This window comes from Rhodoferax sp. ZS1R25, from assembly GCF_056521335.1.
The window spans coordinates 76,370-93,348 of sequence record NZ_JBWMAZ010000004.1; the positions used below are offsets into that span (position 1 = coordinate 76,370).

A 16,979-nucleotide genomic window follows, 5' to 3' on the forward strand; every position below is an offset into this window, starting at 1 on the left:
TCGGCCATTGTACCGAGCGCTTTGCGCATTTCGCGCCTTGGCCGACTCAGCCGTCGGCGTTAATTTTGGTGATGAGCACCTGCAACACGTCTGCAGCGCGGTCGTTCTCCACCTGGCAGGTACCCGCATTGGCATGGCCGCCCCCGCCGTAGCTCAGCATCAGGTCGCCAATATTGGTCTTCGAGCTGCGGTTGGTGATGGACTTGCCCGTGGCAAACACAGTGTTTTGCTTCTGCAGGCCCCATAGCACGTGGATGGAGATATTGGTCTGCGGGAACAGCGCGTAGACCATGAAACGGTTCACCGCAAAGATGGTGTCCTCATTGCGCAGGTCCAGCACCAACAGGTTGCCATGCACGGTGGAGCAGCGCAGCAGTTGCTCCTTGGCCTTGGCCGCATGCTCAAAGTACAGGTCCACACGCTCCACCACGTCGGGCAGCTGCAGGATTTCGTCAATGCCATGGTGGCGGCAGTACTGGATCAAATCCATCATCAGCTGGTAGTTGCTGACGCGGAACTCGCGGAAGCGGCCCAGGCCGGTGCGCGAATCCATCAGGTAATTCAGCAGCACCCAGCCGGTGGGAGTCATGATTTCGTCGTGGCTGAAGCGGGCCGAGTCCCCCTTGTCCACGGCTTCCATCATGTCGTGGAAGCGCGCCGGGAAGCGGTTGGCACCACCGTAGTGGTCAAACACCACGCGCGCGGCCGAGTCGGCGTCGGGCAGGATGATGTGGTTGGGGCGCTCGCCAGTGTTGCGCACCGTCTCGGACTCGTGGTGGTCAAAGGCCAGGTGCACGCCGGGCACGTACGGCAGATTGGTGGTGATGTCCCGATCGGACACCTCCACCTTGCCGTCCTGCATGTCTTTGGGGTGGACGAACTTGATGTCGTCGATCAGGTCCAGCTCGTTGAGCAGGACGGCGCACACCAGCCCATCAAAATCACTGCGGGTGACCAGCCGGTACTTCTGATGTGCCATGGGAAGACTCTCCACAAAGGGGTTGAATGACAAATCATTCTAGCCCTGTGGAATACCTCTGCGGCCTGCGCAGAGGCGTGTTTTTAGCGGGCGGTGCGCGCCTGGACGATCAATGCGTCCACGATCTGCAACGCGCGCTGCATGTTGCCGGCAATGGAGCCATCGGTGTAGTAACGGCCGGCCACGCCCAGGGCAGGCACGCCTTCCACCTTGTAGGCGTTTTGCAGCTGGGCGGCCTTGGTGGCCTTGGTGGCCACGCTGAACGAGCCGTACTGCTCAACAAACTTGGCCTTGTCCACGCCCTGCTTGGCCACCCATTCGACGATGGCATCGCCACCGCTGAGGTTTTGCTTCTCGGCGTGGATGGCGGCAAACACCTTGGCGTGCAGCTTCTCCACCAGGCCCATGGCTTCCAGCGCGTAGTACAGGCGCTGCTGGGGCACAAAGCTGTCCTGGAAGGCCACGGGCACGCGGCGGAAGGACACGTCTTTAGGCAGCTTGGGGATCCAGGCTTGCAGCGTGGGCTCGAACGCATTGCAGTGCGGGCAGCTGTACCAGAAGAACTCAACAACCTCGATCTTGCCGGCGGGTGCTTCCACCGGGGCACGGGGGTCCACGGGCTGGTAATCGGTGCCGGGCTGCGGGCCTTTGGCCTGGGCCTGGGCGCTGCTGGCCCACAGGGCGGAGGATGCAAAGGCGGCGCCTGTAGCGGCTTGGGTAAATTCGCGACGTTTCATGGGTTCAAAAGCTCCAAAGTGCTCGGATGTGAGTGGAGGGGGTGGAAAAAAGTTCCAGCGCGGCCTAGCGCTGCACGCGCACCAGGGCGGTTTCCAGACCGCTCTTGTCCAGCTTGTCTTTGGCCTTGTCGGCATCGTCCTTTTTGTCAAACGGTCCCACGCGCACGCGGAACACCGGGCGGCCCGACTGTTCGCGTTCGGAAATCTTGGTCTCGATGCCGCTCAGCGACAGCTTGGCGCGATGGGCCTCGGCGTCTTCGGCCGTGCGGAAGGCGCCCACTTGTACAAAGTAGGAGAACGCGTCGCCTTCGGTGGCGGCACCTGCCTTGGCCTTGGCCAAGTCACCCAGCGGATCGGCCGACACGGCAGGCTTCAACTCGCCCTTGGCATCCGGTTTGACGGCGGTCTTGGCGTCTGCCTTGGGGTCGGTTTTGGCTTCCGCCTTGGGGTCAGTCTTTGCGTCAGGCTTGGCAGCCGTTTTGGCGCCGGACGCGGCAGACGCCGGTGCCGTGGCCGTGGGCACGGCGGGGGCCGGGTTCTTGCCGTAAAGCAGCGCGTTGGGGTCCCAGTTCTTGTTCTTCTGGGCTTCGGCTGCGTCCTGGTCGGCGCTGCGGCTCTGGCTCTTGTTCATGAACGGCACGGGCACCTTGGTGACGTACACCGCCACCGCCAATGCAGCCCCCAGGCCCACCACCACGCCCACAATGAAACCCACAATGGTTCCGCCACGTTCAAACTTCATGCGCTGCTTTCTCTCTCTTAATCAGTCTTAATTCGTGGGGGTCAGAGCACCTGCTACGCAAGTGGTCTGACCCCCAGACCTCACATTTTTTGCGGGGCACTCACGCCCAGCACAGCCAGGCCATTGTGCAACACCTGCGCCGTCGCCGCGACCAGCGCCAGGCGCGCCAGCTTCACCGCTTCGTCATCCACCAGGATGCGCTCGGCATCGTAGTAGCTGTGGTAGCTGGCGGCCAGTTCACGCAGGTAGAAGGTCACATCGTGCGGCGCCTCGTCGGCGGCCGCTGCGGTCAGCATCTCGGGGTACTTGGCCAGCAGGAGCATCAGGGCCTGGGCCTGCGGGCTTTGCAGCGCCGACAGGTCCACGCTCTTCAAGCTGCTCACGTCGCCACCCCAGGTCGCCAGCACCGAGCAGATGCGCGCATGCGCGTACTGCACGTAGTAGACCGGGTTGTCGTTGTTCTTGGCCACAGCCAGGTCCACGTCAAACGTGTATTCGGTGTCGGGCTTGCGCGAGAGCAGGAAGAAACGCACGGCGTCCTTGCTGGTCCACTCGATCAAATCGCGCAGCGTCACATAGCTGCCCGCGCGCTTGCTGATCTTGACCTCTTCACCGCCCTTGACCACGCGCACCATGGTGTGCAGCACGTAGTCGGGGTAGCCCTGGGGAATGCCCACGCCCGCCGCCTGCAGGCCGGCGCGCACGCGCGCGATGGTGCCGTGGTGGTCGGTGCCCTGGATGTTCACCACCTTGGTGAAGCCTCGCTCCCACTTGGCGATGTGGTAGGCCACGTCGGGCACAAAGTAGGTGTAGGTACCGTCCTGCTTGCGCATGACGCGGTCCTTGTCGTCGCCATATTCGGTGGACTTGAGCCACAGCGCGCCGTCCAGTTCATAGGTCTTGCCCGCGGCCTGCAAGCGCTTCACGGCGTCGTCCACGCGGCCGCTGGTGTAGAGGCTGCTTTCCAGGTAGTAGTTGTCAAACTTCACCGCAAAGGCTTGCAGGTCCAGGTCTTGCTCGTGGCGCAGGTAGGCCACGGCGAACTGGCGCATGCCGTCCAGGTCGTTGATATCGCCGCTGGCGGTGAACTCGCGGTCGTCGGACTTGACGGTCTTGCCCGCCAGGAAGTCGGCCGCAATGTCGGCGATGTAGTCGCCGTTGTAGGCCGCAGCCTTCTCGCCGCTGGGCCACTGCTCGTCACCGGGCTTGAAGCCTTGGGCGCGCAGGTGCGTGCTGCTGGCCAGCGTGCCGATCTGCACACCCGCGTCGTTGTAATAAAACTCGCGGTACACATCCCAGCCCTGGGTTTCCAGCAGGTTGCAGATGGCGTCGCCCAACGCGGCCTGGCGGCCGTGGCCCACGTGCAGCGGACCCGTGGGGTTGGCCGACACAAACTCGACCAGCACGCGCTGGCCGTTAGATTTTTGCGTACCGAACTGATCCGCCTGGCCCAGCACTTCGCGCACGATTTCCTGCTTGGCGGCGGGCTTCAGGCGGATGTTGATGAAGCCGGGGCCGGCGATTTCCACCGCGTCCACCCAGGCCACATAGGCGGGGTGGGCCAGCAGGGCATCACGCAGTTGCTCGGCCAATTGGCGCGGGTTGAGCTTCAAAGGCTTGGCCAGTTGCATGGCGGCCGTGGTGGCCAGGTCGCCATGGGCGGCCACTTTGGGGGATTCGAAGGCGGCTTTGGCACCTGCGCCGGGGGAGAGGGTGTCCAGGCAGGCGGCCAGCGCCTGCAGGAGTTCGTGTTTGACGGTGAGCATGGTCCGATTTTACGGGGCGTGCCCGAAACTCTGGCCCGCGGTCAACGGCGCTGACATCTTTTCGTTATAAGCTTTCAACCGGTGGGGTTTTTCTGCAACGGCAGCCTGGCTGCCCTCTTTTTGATTGGACGACTGATGAAACAACTGATCTCCCTCATGGCTCTGGGTTTGGCATTGGCGGTTGGTGGCGCACACGCCGCTGACGCAAAGGCACCTACCGCGCAGCAAAACAAGATGAAGACCTGCAACGCCGATGCCAAGACCAAGGCCCTTGCAGGCGATGAGCGCAAAGCCTTCATGAAGAGTTGCCTGAGTGCCAAGGCAGAAGCCGCCCCCGCAGCGGATGGCGCAACGGCCCAGCAATCCAAGATGAAGACCTGCAATGCCGACGCCAAGACCAAGGCCCTCAAAGGCGATGACCGCAAGAAGTTCATGAAAGAGTGCCTGAGCGCCAAGTAAGCAGCCTAGCCGGGCCCCGCTAGCGCGGTGGCCCCCAAAGCCCGCCCGGCTTGCCCGCGCGGGCTTTTTTACGCCCCGATGGCCAACACCAGGCCCACAAACACCGCAAAGCCGACCCAGTGATTCAGGCGAAAGGCCTTGAAGCAACCGTCACGCCCGCGGTCGGCAATCAGCGTACCGTGCCACACCACCTGGCCACCAGCCACGGCCACGCCCAGCCACCAGGCCCAGGGGCGCATCAGCGCAGGCTGCACCAGCCAGGACCACAGGGCCAGGTAGACGACATAAAACGTCAGCACCGCCGGCACGTCCCAGCGCCCCAGCGTGATGGCCGAGGTTTTCATGCCGATTTTGAGATCGTCGTCGCGGTCCACCATGGCGTATTCGGTGTCGTAGGCCAGCACCCAAAACAGATTGCCCACCAGCAGCGCCCAGGCCTGCCAGGGCACGGCCCCAAGCATGGCGGCGAAGGCCATGGGAATGCCGAAACTGAAGGCCACGCCCAGCACCGCCTGCGGCATGGAGACATAGCGCTTGGCATAGGGGTAGACCAGCGCCACGGCCAGGGCGGCAAATGACCAGGCAATAGTGACCGCATTCGTCGTCAGCACCAGGCCAAACGCGGCCAGCGCCAACACGGCACCGACCAGCAGCGCCTCACGCGCGGAGATGCGCCCGCTGGTGACCGGACGCTGGGCCGTGCGTTTGACGTGTTTGTCGAACTCACGGTCGGCCACGTCGTTGATGCAGCAGCCCGCGCTGCGCATGAGGATGGTGCCCAGCGTGAACACCACGATGAGGTGCCAGCCAGGGAAACCGTCGGCCGCCAGCCACAGCGCACTGAGCGTGGGCCACAGCAGCAGCAGCCAGCCTGCGGGGCGGTTCCAGCGGATCAGATCGAGGTAGCGCGAGAGCTTAGTAGAGACAACAGAAGGCACAGAATTGCTATAAATAAAGGAGCTGCTTGCGCAATGAATACGGGGCTAGTGGCCTATTTGGCTCAAAAATCAGGACAGCCGCGTGACACCGGGCAGTGCGCAGCCATAGACTGCATTGCGCAGCGCGGCGATGGCCTCGTAGCGCGTGAAGCTGCGCCGCCACGCCAGCACCACGCGGCGCGTGGGCGGGGGCAGCTTGCCATCTTGCACCGGCAAGTACTTCACAAAGGGCTCATCGCCACGGCGCTTCTTGGTCTCGAACGCGTCCTTGGGCACGGAGAGGCGCGGCACCAGCGTGATGCCCATGCCCGCAGCCACCATGTGCTTGATGGTCTCCAGCGACGAGCCTTCAAAACTCTTGCGGATGCCCTCGGCGTCGCTGGAGAAGCGCGCGAACTCGGGGCACACCTCCAGCACGTGGTCGCGGAAGCAATGGCCATTGCCCAGGAGCAGCATGGTCTCGCTCTTGAGCTCTTCGGTGGTCACGCTGTCCTGCTTGGCCAGCGCATGGCTGGTGGGCACAGCGGCAAAAAAGGGTTCGTCGTACAGCGGCGCCAGCGCCAAGCCCGTGTCGGGGAACGGCTCGGCCAGGATGGCGCAGTCGATCTCGCCGGTGCGCAGCATTTCCAGCAGCTTGACGGTGAAGTTCTCCTGCAGCACCAACGGCATTTGCGGGCTGTGGGTGATGACCTGGCGCACTAGGTCCGGCAGCAGGTAGGGGGCAATGGTGTAGATCACGCCCAGCTTCAAGGGCCCTGCCAGCGGGTCCTTGCCGCGCTTGGCAATGTCCTTGATGTTGGCGGCCTGCTCCAGCACGGCCTGCGCCTGGCGCACGATCTCTTCGCCCAGGGGTGTCACCGTGACTTCGTTGGCGCTGCGCTCGAAAAGTTTGACGTCCAGCTCTTCTTCCAGCTTCTTCACCGCCACCGACAGCGTGGGCTGCGAGACGTAGCAAGCCTCGGCCGCCTTGCCAAAGTGCCGCTCGCGCGCCACGGCCACGATGTATTTGAGTTCGGTCAGGGTCATGGCGCTATTGTCCTCCCACCCGGCCCGTGGGCTCCACAATCACCAGCGCAATCCCACACACCAAGAGGCCCGCGCCCAGCCAAAAGGCCACATCCGGCGCCTCGGCAAACAGCAGCCAGCCCAGCGTGGGGCTGAACAACAGCAGCGAGAAGCTGCCCGCCTCCACCGCCGAGGCATCGCCCGCGCGGTAGGCAAAAAAGTAACTCAGGTAAATGCCCGCCGCCGCCACGCCCACCACCGGCAGCAGCGGCCACAGCGCCACGGGCACGCTGGGCAGGCTGAACCCGGAGAACACACCAAACGTGAGCCAGCAGGCCACCTGGCTCCAGGTCAGCACGGCAATCGGGTGCTCCTGGCCTGAATACTTCTTGAGCACCACGCCCAGCATGGACTCCATGAGGGCGCCCAACAGCGCCACCAGGGCGGCCGGGTGAAACGCCTCCGCCCCGGGTTGCAGAATGACCAGCACCCCGCCAAAGCCCACCACCACACCGCTCCAGCGCAGCCAGTGCGGCCGCTCGCGCAAGAACCACACGCCCATGGGCAGCATGAAGAGCGAGCCCGTCATCAGGTAGGCACTGGCTTCGGCCAGGGGCAGGTGCGACACCGCGTAGGCGGCACACCAGGCCGAGGTAACGATGAACACCGCACGCAGCAGGTGGATGCGCGGCTGGCGCGTGGCGATGATGCGCCCGCGCGTCCACGCCACCACGGGCGCCAGCATGGCCAGCACGATGGTCGCTTGCAAAAACAGCACCTGTTTGGGCGCAATGCCCTGGGCCATCAGCCGCTTGTTGCAAGCGTCCAGCACGGCCCAGCAGGCCATCGCCAGTACCACCAGCAACACACCCCGCGTATTGCCGGCCAGCGCCAGCCAGCGCGCACGTAACCTGAAACCCATGCCTGCCCTAACGACAGCCGATCTGGTCTGCCGATGCGGAACACGGCACATGTCGCTCGCGGATGGCCTTGAAGCTGCCGTCCGACAGCATGCTGGCCAGGGCCTTGTCAAAGGACTCTGCGAACTCGGCGGTGTTGGAGGCCCTGCCAATCGCGATCAGGGCGGGCTCTGCGGAGGTCACCACCTTGGTCTTCACCATGGTCTGGGTCAGGCCCAGCTGCTGCAGTTCGACCAGGCCCGTGGTCTCGTCGGCAATCAGCCCATCCAGACGGCCCAGCTCGATCATGTTCCAGGCATTGCGGCGCAGCGTAATCGGGTTCAGGCGCGCCTTGAACCATGGGTTGTCCAGCAAGGCTTTGTACTCCGGGCCATACACCACGCCCAGCTGCACGCCAAGCCGAAAGTCGGTGTCGATGACGTCCGCCAGGCGCTGAATGCGGTACTTGCCGGCCGCAGCCTTGCTGATAAACAGCACGTTGGGCGACCGGGTCACGGGCCGCGAGAAATAGGCAAAGCGCTCGCGCTCTGCCGTTTTCAGGGCGCCCGGCAGAATGTCCAGCCGCCCGGCTTCCAGCTCCACCAGCGCACGGGCCCAGGGCAGCTCCACAAAGCGTGCCTCACAGCCCAGGCGGCTCAGCGCCTCGCGCACCAGGTCAATGTTGAGGCCGGCCAGTTGGCCATCGGCCGCGCGGTAGGAGTACGGCACGTCGTCGTACCAGCGCACCGATTTTTGGCACGGCGCAGCTTGCGCACCCATACCCAGCAGCGCCAGCGTAACCGCCAGCAGCGCAGACCGCAGGGCAAACGTCTGCATGCGCTCAGCGTACCGAAATTTCACCGCTGCGCAGCTTGTCGCACAAAATCTCGATGCGCTCTTTCCAGGCCCGGCGCACATCGGAATGCGCGCCCTTGAACAGACGGAACACCTGCAGCTCGGGCTCGGCCTCCGACCAGTATTCGTCGCGCACACCGATCTCCAGCTCGGCGCCCAGCGCCGTCACCTTGGCCCCCAGCAGGTTGGTGTGGATCACCAGCTTGTTCGCATACAAGGTGATGCGGCCGCGCGTATCGAGGTCAATGAACCAGTCAATCTTGCCGTCGGCCGTGTAGCCCACTTCACTGGTGCCGCTGAAGCCAGCGGTCTGGCGCCACTGCGCGATCTGGTCTGCGGGCTCCATCTCGTTCATCGGGCCCTGCGCCGCGGCCTTTTGGGCACGGGCGGCGCGCGCGATGTCGGCCGCCTCGGCGTCCAGCTTCTGCTGCGCCAGCTGGGCCTGGTGCGCCAGGTTTTTCTCCAGCTTTTCTACCCACATGCGTACCTGGCCAGCAAACTGGTTGAAGCCCATGGCGATTTTTTCGTGCACATGGTCCATGCGCAGCGCCGAGCGCTCGCCACCCGCCTTGCCCTGCGCCGTGAAAGCCATTTCGTCAGAGGCGTGGAACTCGATGGTGCACAGCCCGGTGGGTTGGGCCTCTTCCTGGTCGGGCAACTTGCGCATGGCGCGCGACACCTCGATGCGCAAACCCGGCGCGGGCAAGGTCACCGTCAGGCTGCCGTCCTGCTCCTGCTCCTCGCCCCCTTCCAGCGACTGGTGCACATAGCGCCCGCGGTCGGTTTGCACCACCACCTGCTGGGCGCCACGGTGCACCTCCACACTGAAGCCATGGGCGCTGAAACGCAGACCACCGGGAATGGCAGTGGTGCGGGTTTTCAGCAAGGAGGCCTGGTACTCCAGGTAGCCATACAGCCCCCCCACCATGACGGCGGCGGCGCCCACCAGCCAGATGATCCATTGCCAGGGTTCGCTCATGCGCGCAGCCCCTGCATGTAGGCGACCAGCTGGTCCAGCGCGGTGCTCCAGCCGTGGGCGAAGCCCATGGTCTCGTGCTGCTGGCGCGTAGCCACATCTTTGTGCTGCACCAGGGCGGTGTAACGGGTACCGCTGCCCTCGGCCTGCAGGGTGATGCTGGCGGTGACAAAGGGGTTGTTGGCCGGGCGGTAGCCCGGGCCCAGGGCGTCGGTCCAGACCAGGCGCTGGTGCTCCACCACCTCCAGGTAGCAACCGGTGTGGTCGTTGTCCAGGCCTTCGGGAGAGCGCATGGTGGTGCGGAAGATGCCACCGGGACGCAGGTCAATCTCACAGTCCACCGTTTGCCAGGGGGCAGGGGTGAACCAGTGCACCACATGTTCGGGCTGGGTCCAGGCGGCCCAGACCAGCGCGGGGGCAATGGGCACCACACGCTCCAGCAACAGATCAAGCTCGGGATTGAACGCAGGAATGGCAGTGGAAGGCATGAAGGGACTTTCTGGACAACGACTGTTCGCTATTATTTCAGGAGCTACCGGCGCAATGGGGACGGGGGCTGGACTCCATTTTGCTTACAAAACGTCGTGCCTGCCACCGGGATAGCCCTGACCCAGAATATCAGGCCTTGAGGTACTCCGCCTTGCCACCCAGCCAGCGCGCCACATGCTTGTGGGCCAGGTGGGGGTAGCGGTCCAGCAGCATGGGAGCCTCGGCGCGGGCCCATTCCAGCAGCGCCGTGTCCTGCGCCAGGTCGGCAAAGCGCAGCATGGCCTCGCCGCTCTGTCGGGCGCCCAAAAATTCTCCGGGCCCGCGGATCTCCAGGTCGCGCCGCGCGATCTCAAAGCCGTCGTTGGTCTCCGCCATGGCGCGCAGGCGTTCGCGCGCCGCCTCGCCCAGGCGCGGCGCGTCGCCCGTTGAGTACAGCAGCACACAGGCCGACGCCGCCGCACCGCGCCCCACGCGCCCGCGCAGCTGGTGCAGCTGGGAGAGGCCAAAGCGCTCGGCATGTTCGATCACCATCAGTGAGGCATTGGGCACGTCCACGCCCACCTCAATCACCGTGGTGCTGACCAGCACCGACATCAGCCCGGCGGTGAAGGCCCCCATCACGGCCTTTTTGTCATCCACGTGCATGCGCGAGTGCAGCAGGCCAATCAGCACGGGCTGGCCGTCGGCCCGTGTGGCGCCCTGCAGCGCCTCGGCCAGGTCGGCATGGGTTTGCGTGGCATTGGTCAGGTCCAGCGCCTCGCTCTCTTCGATCAGCGGGCACACCCAGTACACCTGCCGGCCTTGGGCGATCTGGCCGCGGATGCGCTCTACCACTTCGTCGCGCCGATGGTCACTCACCACCTTGGTGACGATGGGCGTGCGCCCGGGGGGCAGCTCGTCCAGCGTGGACACATCCAGGTCGGCGTAGTAGCTCATGGCCAGGGTGCGCGGGATGGGCGTGGCCGTCATCATCAGCATGTGCGGCTCCATGGTGTCGTGCTGCAGCTTGTTGCGCAGCGCCAGGCGTTGCGCCACGCCGAAGCGGTGCTGCTCGTCGATGATGGCCAGGGCCAGGTTCTTGAACTTCACCTTCTCCTGGATGATGGCGTGCGTACCCACCACCAGCTGGGCCTCGCCGCTCTCGATCAAGGCCAACATGGCGCGGCGCTCCTTGGTCTTTTGCGTGCCAGTGAGCCAGGCGGTGGTGATGCCCAGCGGCTCCAGCCAACCCAGCAGTTTGCGAAAGTGTTGCTCCGCCAATATCTCGGTGGGCGCCATCAGCGCGCACTGCCAGCCCGCGTCGATGCAGGTGGTGGCGGCCAGCGCGGCCACCACGGTCTTGCCCGCGCCCACATCGCCCTGCAGCAGGCGGTGCATGGGGATGTGGCGTGCCATGTCGTGCGCGATCTCGGCCCCCACCCGCTGCTGCGCGCCGGTCAGGCCAAACGGCAGGGTGGCCAACAGGCGCGCATGCAGCGTGCCGCCCAGCACCGCCTGCAGCATGGGCGCCCGCAGGGCGGCGCGCTCGCGGCGGCTTTGCAGCTGGCTCAGCTGCTGGGCCAGCAGCTCCTCGGCTTTCAGGCGCTGCCAGGCCGGATGGCTGTGGTCCTGCAGCGTGTCCAGTGACACATCCGGCGTGGGGTGGTGCAAAAAGTGTAGCGCCTGGCGCAGTGTCCATAAGGGCTGGTGGCCGATTCCCTGGTGCAAGACCTCGAGATCACCGGGCGCAAAGGTGTCCGACAAGTCCGACCGCGCCAGGCCCGAGAGCACCGCCTTGCGCAGGTAGGGCTGGGGCAGCCCCGCCACCGTGGGGTAGATGGGCGTGAGCGCGGTAGGCAGCTCGCCACCAGCCGCCCGAAAGCTGGGGTGCAACATGGTGCGACCCATGAAGCCGCCTTTGACCTCACCCCGCACGCGAATGCGGTTGCCCACGGCCAGCGCCTTTTGCTGCGAGCCATAGAAGCTGAAAAACCGCAGCATGCAGGTGTCCGAACCGTCGTCCACCGTCACGATGAGCTGGCGGCGCGGGCGAAACGTCACCTCCTGGTGCGTCACCACCGCCTCGATCTGCGCCTGCTGCCCGTCGCGCACCTCTGTCAGCTTGACGATGCGGGTCTCGTCCTCGTAGCGCAGCGGCAGGTGCAGCGCCAGGTCGATGTCACGCTTGAGGCCCAGTTTCTCCAGCGCCTTTTGCGCGGGGGATTTGGTGTCCCCGGCCCCGCCCGCCGCGCCTTCCTTGGCGGCGTCATCGGTGTGGGGGGCGGGTTTCTTGGGCATGGGACAATTCTGCCCTGTCTTTTTCCCTTGGAACGGGCCCGTCCGGCCCTCAAGCACCATGCAAGCTTTCTTCCCTGGCACCGAGCGTGCCTTCGCCTTGAGCGACTTTGATTTCGAACTCCCCGAAGCCCTGATTGCCCAGCACCCCGCGGCGGAGCGCTCGGGCTCGCGCCTGCTGGACGGCACGGGCGCTGCGTCGGTAGACCGCATCTTCCGTGAGTTGCCCAGCCTGTTGAAAGCGGGTGACCTGCTGGTGTTCAACGACACCAAGGTCATCAACGCCCGCCTGTTTGGCGAGAAGTCCACGGGGGGCAAGGTCGAACTGCTGATCGAGCGCGTGCTGGGCGGCAACCAGGTGGCGGCCCACATGCGGGTGAGCAAAAAGCCCGAGGTGGGCGCCACCATCAAGATGACCTGCGCACCCGGCCATGAAGACGGTTTGAGTGCCACGCTGCTGGGCCGCTGGCCCAATGTGGATGGCCCCATCTACCGCTTTGTGCTGAGCAACGACCGGGGCGATGACCCCTACACGCTGATGGAGCGCCACGGCCATGTGCCACTGCCCCCCTACATCACGCACTCGGACTCACCCGAAGACGTGCAGCGCTACCAGACTGTGTTTGCGAAAAACCCCGGCGCCGTGGCCGCGCCCACGGCCGCGCTGCACTTTGATGAGGCCTTGTTTGCACAGCTGGACGCCATGGGCGTGCAACGCGCGCATGTGACGCTGCATGTGGGCGCGGGCACCTTCCAGCCCGTGAAGACCGAGAACCTGGCCGAGCACCACATGCACAGCGAGTGGTACAACGTGCCCGCCGAGACCCAGGCCGCGATAGCCGCCTGCAAGGCCCGTGGCGGCCGTGTGGTGGCCGTGGGCACCACCACCGTGCGCACGTTGGAGAGCTGGGCCAAGACAGGCCAAGCCAGCGGCGACACCACCATCTTCATCACCCCGGGCTTTGAGTTCCAGCTCATTGACGTGCTGGTGACCAACTTCCACCTGCCCAAGAGCAGCCTGATGATGCTGGTGAGTGCCTTTGCGGGCTACGACCACATCATGGGTCTCTACCGAGAAGCCATTGCCCGCGGCTACCGCTTTTTCAGCTATGGCGATGCCATGCTGCTGCAGCGCGCGGCCTGAAACCCGGGCTGCCAGCACCAAGCCCCACCGCCCAAGGTATCGCATAGCGATACTTGACAGGCAATTGACCGCATTTAACGCTTAGTTTTCGACACTCGCCTTCGTTGTCGGGGCCGTCGCCCTGACCAGGAGCGATGTATGTGGGTGTTGCAAGTGGTGGTGGGTGTCATGGTGGCGGATCTGGTGTCGGGCCTGGTGCATTGGTTTGAGGATGCCTATGTGCACGCCGACATGCCACTACTGGGCAAATGGCTGGCACGCGTGGCCAAGGACAACCGCCTGCACCACCACAAACCGCGCGCCTTTCTAGCCAAGACCTGGTGGCAAAGCTCGTGGGATCTGGTGCTGCTTTCGGGCCTGGTGCTGGCCCTGGCCTGGGGGCTGGATTGCCTGAATGCCGGCGTCTGGGTGTTTGCCCTGCTCACGGCCAATGCCAACCAGCTGCACAAGTGGACCCACCAGAACCGGCAGGAGAAAGGCGCGCTGGTCCACACCCTGCAGCAATGGGGCATCCTGCAAACACCACGCGCCCATGGCCGCCACCACAGCGGTAACCGGGACTCGGACTACTGCGTGGTCACCAATGTGCTGAATCCGGTGCTGGAAACCCTGCGCTTTTGGAGGCGGCTGGAGTGGCTCATCCAGCACGCCACGGGCGTGCGGCGGCTGGCCTGATCCACTCAGATCGGGTTCGCTACGGGTTCGGTGCGGGTTCGGGGACAATACCCGGTCTCGCTTTGCCTCTCTGAACCACGCGCCATGACTGCCACCTCTGCCCTGCCCCGCCTGAAATTCGACCTGCTGAAGGACGACCCCGCCACCGCCGACGGCGCCTACCTGGGCAGCCACGCCCGCCGGGGCCGCCTGACGCTGAACCATGGCGTGGTCGAAACCCCCATCTTCATGCCCGTGGGCACCTACGGCACCGTCAAAGGCGTCACACCCCAGAGCCTGAAGGACATGAAGGGCCAGATCATCCTTGGCAACACCTTCCACCTGTGGATGCGCCCGGGCCTGGACGTGGTGGAAAAATTTGGTGGCCTGCACCAGTTCGAGAAATGGGACAAACCCATCCTGACCGATTCGGGTGGTTTTCAGGTCTGGTCTTTGGGCGAGATGCGCAAGATCAGCGAAGAAGGTGTGAAGTTCGCGTCTCCGGTGAACGGCGACAAGCTGTTCCTTACGCCCGAGATCAGCATGCAGATCCAGACCACGCTGAACTCCGACATCGTGATGCAGTTTGACGAATGCACACCGTATTTGTCGGTAGAGACCAAAACCAAGGGCCAGGTCACCACCGAGAGCGAAGCGCGCAGCTCCATGGAGCTCTCTCTGCGCTGGGCCAAGCGTTGCCAAGATGAATTTGCGCGCCTGAACAACCCGAACGCGCTGTTCGGCATCGTGCAGGGCGGCATGTTCGAGCACCTGCGCGACGAATCGCTGGCCGGTCTGGAAGCGTTGGACTTCCCTGGCATCGCCGTCGGCGGTCTGTCGGTCGGCGAGCCCAAGGAAGACATGATGCGCGTGCTCAAGCACATCGGCCCCAAGTTGCCCAAGCACAAGCCGCACTACCTGATGGGCGTGGGCACACCGGAAGACCTGATTGCCGGTGTGCAAAACGGCATCGACATGTTTGACTGCGTGATGCCCACGCGCAACGCGCGCAACGGGACACTGTTTTCCCGCTATGGCGACCTGAAGATCCGCAACGCCCGCCACAAGAGCGACGAACAGCCGCTGGACGTGACCTGCACCTGCTATGCCTGCGCAGGCACCGGTGGTGTTGCTTGGGCCGATGGCGGGCGCGAAGGCTTTAGCCGCGCCTACCTGCACCACCTGGACCGCTGCGGCGAGATGCTGGGCCCCATGCTGGCCAGTGTGCACAACCTGCACTACTACCTGAACCTGATGCAAGAAATCCGTGACGCACTGGACGCGGGCCGCTTTGGCGCCTTCATCCAGCAGTTCCACGCCGACCGCGCACGCGGCGTGTAAGCCGTTTCTCGCTCAGGCCAGCCGTGGCTTGAGCGCCAAGCCCAGTTGGGGCTTGGGCTTTCCCGGAGCAAGCGCACGGGACGCGGGCTGAGTGCCCGTATCTCCCGCCAAGCGGAACACCGCCACCACCTCCACCAGATCGCCGGCCTGGCTCTTGAGGCTACTGGCGGCCGCGGCCATTTGCTCCACCAAAGCGGCATTTTGCTGCGTGGTGTGGTCCATTTGGGTCACGGCCTCGCCCACCTGGGACACGCCCGCACTCTGCTGGTGGCTGGCAGCTGCAATCTCGCCCATGATGTCGGTCACGCGCTTGATGCTGCTGACCACTTCGCTCATGGTGGCACCGGCCTTGTCCACCAGGTGGGTGCCCTGCTGCACCCGCTGCACGCTGGTGCTGATGAGGTGCTTGATTTCCTTGGCGGCCTCTGCCGAGCGTCCTGCCAGCGAACGAACCTCGCTGGCGACCACCGCAAAGCCTCGCCCCTGCTCACCGGCCCGGGCGGCCTCCACCGCGGCGTTCAGCGCCAGAATGTTGGTCTGGAACGCGATGCCATCGATCACGCTGATGATGTCGCTGATCTTGCGCGATGCGTCGTTGATGCCTTTCATGGTTTCCACCACCTGGCCCACGACTTCACCGCCCTGCACCGCCACAGAGCTGGCGCTTTGGGCCAACTGATTGGCCTGGCGGGCGTTGTCGGCGTTTTGTTTCACCGCGGAGTTGAGTTGCTCCATGCTGGCCGCGGTTTCTTCCAACGCGCTGGCCTGTTGCTCGGTGCGCGCGCTCAGGTCGTGGTTGCCCTGGGCAATCGCGGCACTGGCAGTGGACACAGATTCGGAGCCGCTGCGTACTTTGCTGACCACCAGTGCCAGGCTGTCGCGCATGCTTTGCAGCTGCGCCATCATGCTGCTGCCGTCGCCCGGCTTGAGGGCGATGTGCACGGTCAAGTCCCCCTGGGCCACGCTTTGGGCCAGGCTGGCGGCGGTGGCAGGCTCAGTGCCCAGCTGCGATGTGATGGACCGCGTGACCCGCCACCCTAAAACCACCGCCAGCACCACGCACAGCAGATTCACGCCAATCAGCGTGTTGCGGGTGTGCAGGTAGTCGGCCTCGGCCGCCTCAAACTGGTCGCGGTTGGCGGCCTGCTGCAGCGCACTGTTTTCTTCCAGCGCCTCCTGCCATTTGATTGTGAGCGGGTTGGCCTCCTTGAACAGCAACTCGATCGCCTCGGGCGTTTTCCCCTCGGCGTTCAAGGCCGCCACCCGGTCGTTCATGGGGCGGGAAGCCACCCGGGCCGCTTCGATGTTGGCGCGTATGCGATTGCCTTCCGCGTTGGCCGGCATTTTTTGCAAGGCATTCCAGGCATCGTCATACGCTTGGCGGGCCTTGACGATCTTTTCCCCCTCCACCGCACGGGCAGCGGGATCGGAGAGCAACATCTGATTGCGCACCGCCCGCACCACCATGTGCACGGCCTGCGACATCTCGTTGCTCAGGCGGATCTTGACGTTGTTGTCCAGCTGCATATCTTCCAGGTTGTCCTGAATAGCGCCGAGCTTGTGCAGCGTGAACCCGGCCGACAACAGCATCACCACCAGTACCACGCCAAAGGCCCATGTTAGGCGTGCGGCAACGGACATCCGATTGAAGCTCATTCTCTTCTCCTACAAATCATCAACTTCACACCTGCCAATCTGCTCCTTAATTAGGAGCATATTGC

General features: G+C 64.5%; 16 protein-coding genes. 4 read left to right on the forward strand and 12 right to left on the reverse strand.

All coding sequences use genetic code 11. From position 1 onward, the window contains the following. Positions 1 to 46: 46 nt before the first annotated feature. The 4 genes from AC097R_RS19920 to argS form a co-directional block, all read right to left on the reverse strand. The gene (locus AC097R_RS19920) at positions 47 to 979 is read right to left on the reverse strand and encodes an exopolyphosphatase (protein WP_479599970.1); all 933 of its coding nucleotides are present in this window, start codon (positions 977 to 979) and stop codon (positions 47 to 49) included. 83 nt (positions 980 to 1,062) lie between these two features. Further along, positions 1,063 to 1,716: a thiol:disulfide interchange protein DsbA/DsbL gene (locus AC097R_RS19925; protein WP_479599971.1), complete on the reverse strand. Its 654-nt coding sequence runs from the start codon at positions 1,714 to 1,716 to the stop codon at positions 1,063 to 1,065. A 64-nt stretch (positions 1,717 to 1,780) separates the two neighbouring features. Then, positions 1,781 to 2,458 carry an SPOR domain-containing protein gene (locus tag AC097R_RS19930; RefSeq protein WP_479599972.1) on the reverse strand — a complete coding sequence of 226 codons (678 nt, stop codon included), beginning with the start codon at positions 2,456 to 2,458 and terminating at the stop codon, positions 1,781 to 1,783. An 80-nt stretch (positions 2,459 to 2,538) separates the two neighbouring features. Beyond that, positions 2,539 to 4,224, reverse strand: coding sequence for an arginine--tRNA ligase (gene argS, locus AC097R_RS19935; RefSeq protein ID WP_479599973.1), 1,686 nt, complete (start codon positions 4,222 to 4,224; stop codon positions 2,539 to 2,541). 135 nt (positions 4,225 to 4,359) lie between these two features. On the opposite strand from argS, the gene AC097R_RS19940 reads away from it, so the two are divergent. Next, positions 4,360 to 4,683, forward strand: a complete 324-nt coding sequence (locus AC097R_RS19940; RefSeq protein ID WP_479599974.1) for a PsiF family protein — start codon at positions 4,360 to 4,362, stop codon at positions 4,681 to 4,683. Between the two features lie 68 nt (positions 4,684 to 4,751). Here the strand turns inward: AC097R_RS19940 and ubiA are convergent, their stop codons facing one another. From ubiA to recG, 7 genes are all read right to left on the reverse strand, one after another. After that, positions 4,752 to 5,621, reverse strand: a complete 870-nt coding sequence (gene ubiA / locus AC097R_RS19945) for a 4-hydroxybenzoate octaprenyltransferase (protein WP_479599975.1) — start codon at positions 5,619 to 5,621, stop codon at positions 4,752 to 4,754. A 69-nt stretch (positions 5,622 to 5,690) separates the two neighbouring features. After that, positions 5,691 to 6,647, reverse strand: a complete 957-nt coding sequence (locus tag AC097R_RS19950) for a LysR substrate-binding domain-containing protein (protein ID WP_479599976.1) — start codon at positions 6,645 to 6,647, stop codon at positions 5,691 to 5,693. Between the two features lie 4 nt (positions 6,648 to 6,651). After that, positions 6,652 to 7,548: a DMT family transporter gene (locus AC097R_RS19955; RefSeq protein WP_479599977.1), complete on the reverse strand. Its 897-nt coding sequence runs from the start codon at positions 7,546 to 7,548 to the stop codon at positions 6,652 to 6,654. A 7-nt stretch (positions 7,549 to 7,555) separates the two neighbouring features. After that, the gene (locus AC097R_RS19960; RefSeq protein ID WP_479599978.1) at positions 7,556 to 8,362 is read right to left on the reverse strand and encodes a substrate-binding periplasmic protein; all 807 of its coding nucleotides are present in this window, start codon (positions 8,360 to 8,362) and stop codon (positions 7,556 to 7,558) included. A 4-nt stretch (positions 8,363 to 8,366) separates the two neighbouring features. Further along, positions 8,367 to 9,359: a hypothetical protein gene (locus tag AC097R_RS19965; RefSeq protein ID WP_479599979.1), complete on the reverse strand. Its 993-nt coding sequence runs from the start codon at positions 9,357 to 9,359 to the stop codon at positions 8,367 to 8,369. Beyond that, positions 9,356 to 9,844, reverse strand: a complete 489-nt coding sequence (locus AC097R_RS19970; protein WP_479599980.1) for an SRPBCC family protein — start codon at positions 9,842 to 9,844, stop codon at positions 9,356 to 9,358. The genes AC097R_RS19965 and AC097R_RS19970 overlap by 4 nt, the downstream gene beginning before the upstream one ends. 130 nt (positions 9,845 to 9,974) lie before the next feature. After that, positions 9,975 to 12,122, reverse strand: coding sequence for an ATP-dependent DNA helicase RecG (gene recG / locus AC097R_RS19975; RefSeq protein ID WP_479599981.1), 2,148 nt, complete (start codon positions 12,120 to 12,122; stop codon positions 9,975 to 9,977). A 58-nt stretch (positions 12,123 to 12,180) separates the two neighbouring features. Here recG and queA point away from each other — a divergent pair, with 58 nt between their 5' ends. The 3 genes from queA to tgt all read left to right on the forward strand — a co-directional run bounded on the left by queA (position 12,181) and on the right by tgt (position 15,258). Then, positions 12,181 to 13,263, forward strand: coding sequence for a tRNA preQ1(34) S-adenosylmethionine ribosyltransferase-isomerase QueA (gene queA, locus AC097R_RS19980; protein ID WP_479599982.1), 1,083 nt, complete (start codon positions 12,181 to 12,183; stop codon positions 13,261 to 13,263). Between the two features lie 138 nt (positions 13,264 to 13,401). Continuing rightward, the gene (locus AC097R_RS19985; protein WP_479599983.1) at positions 13,402 to 13,938 is read left to right on the forward strand and encodes a fatty acid desaturase CarF family protein; all 537 of its coding nucleotides are present in this window, start codon (positions 13,402 to 13,404) and stop codon (positions 13,936 to 13,938) included. A gap of 84 nt (positions 13,939 to 14,022) precedes the next feature. Then, positions 14,023 to 15,258 (forward strand): tRNA guanosine(34) transglycosylase Tgt, encoded by a 1,236-nt coding sequence (gene tgt, locus AC097R_RS19990; protein WP_479599984.1) that lies wholly within the window; start codon positions 14,023 to 14,025, stop codon positions 15,256 to 15,258. 12 nt (positions 15,259 to 15,270) lie between these two features. Here the strand turns inward: tgt and AC097R_RS19995 are convergent, their stop codons facing one another. Beyond that, entirely contained in the window at positions 15,271 to 16,914 is a 1,644-nt protein-coding gene (locus AC097R_RS19995) for a methyl-accepting chemotaxis protein (protein ID WP_479599985.1), read from the reverse strand. Between the last annotated feature and the right edge of the window lie 65 nt (positions 16,915 to 16,979).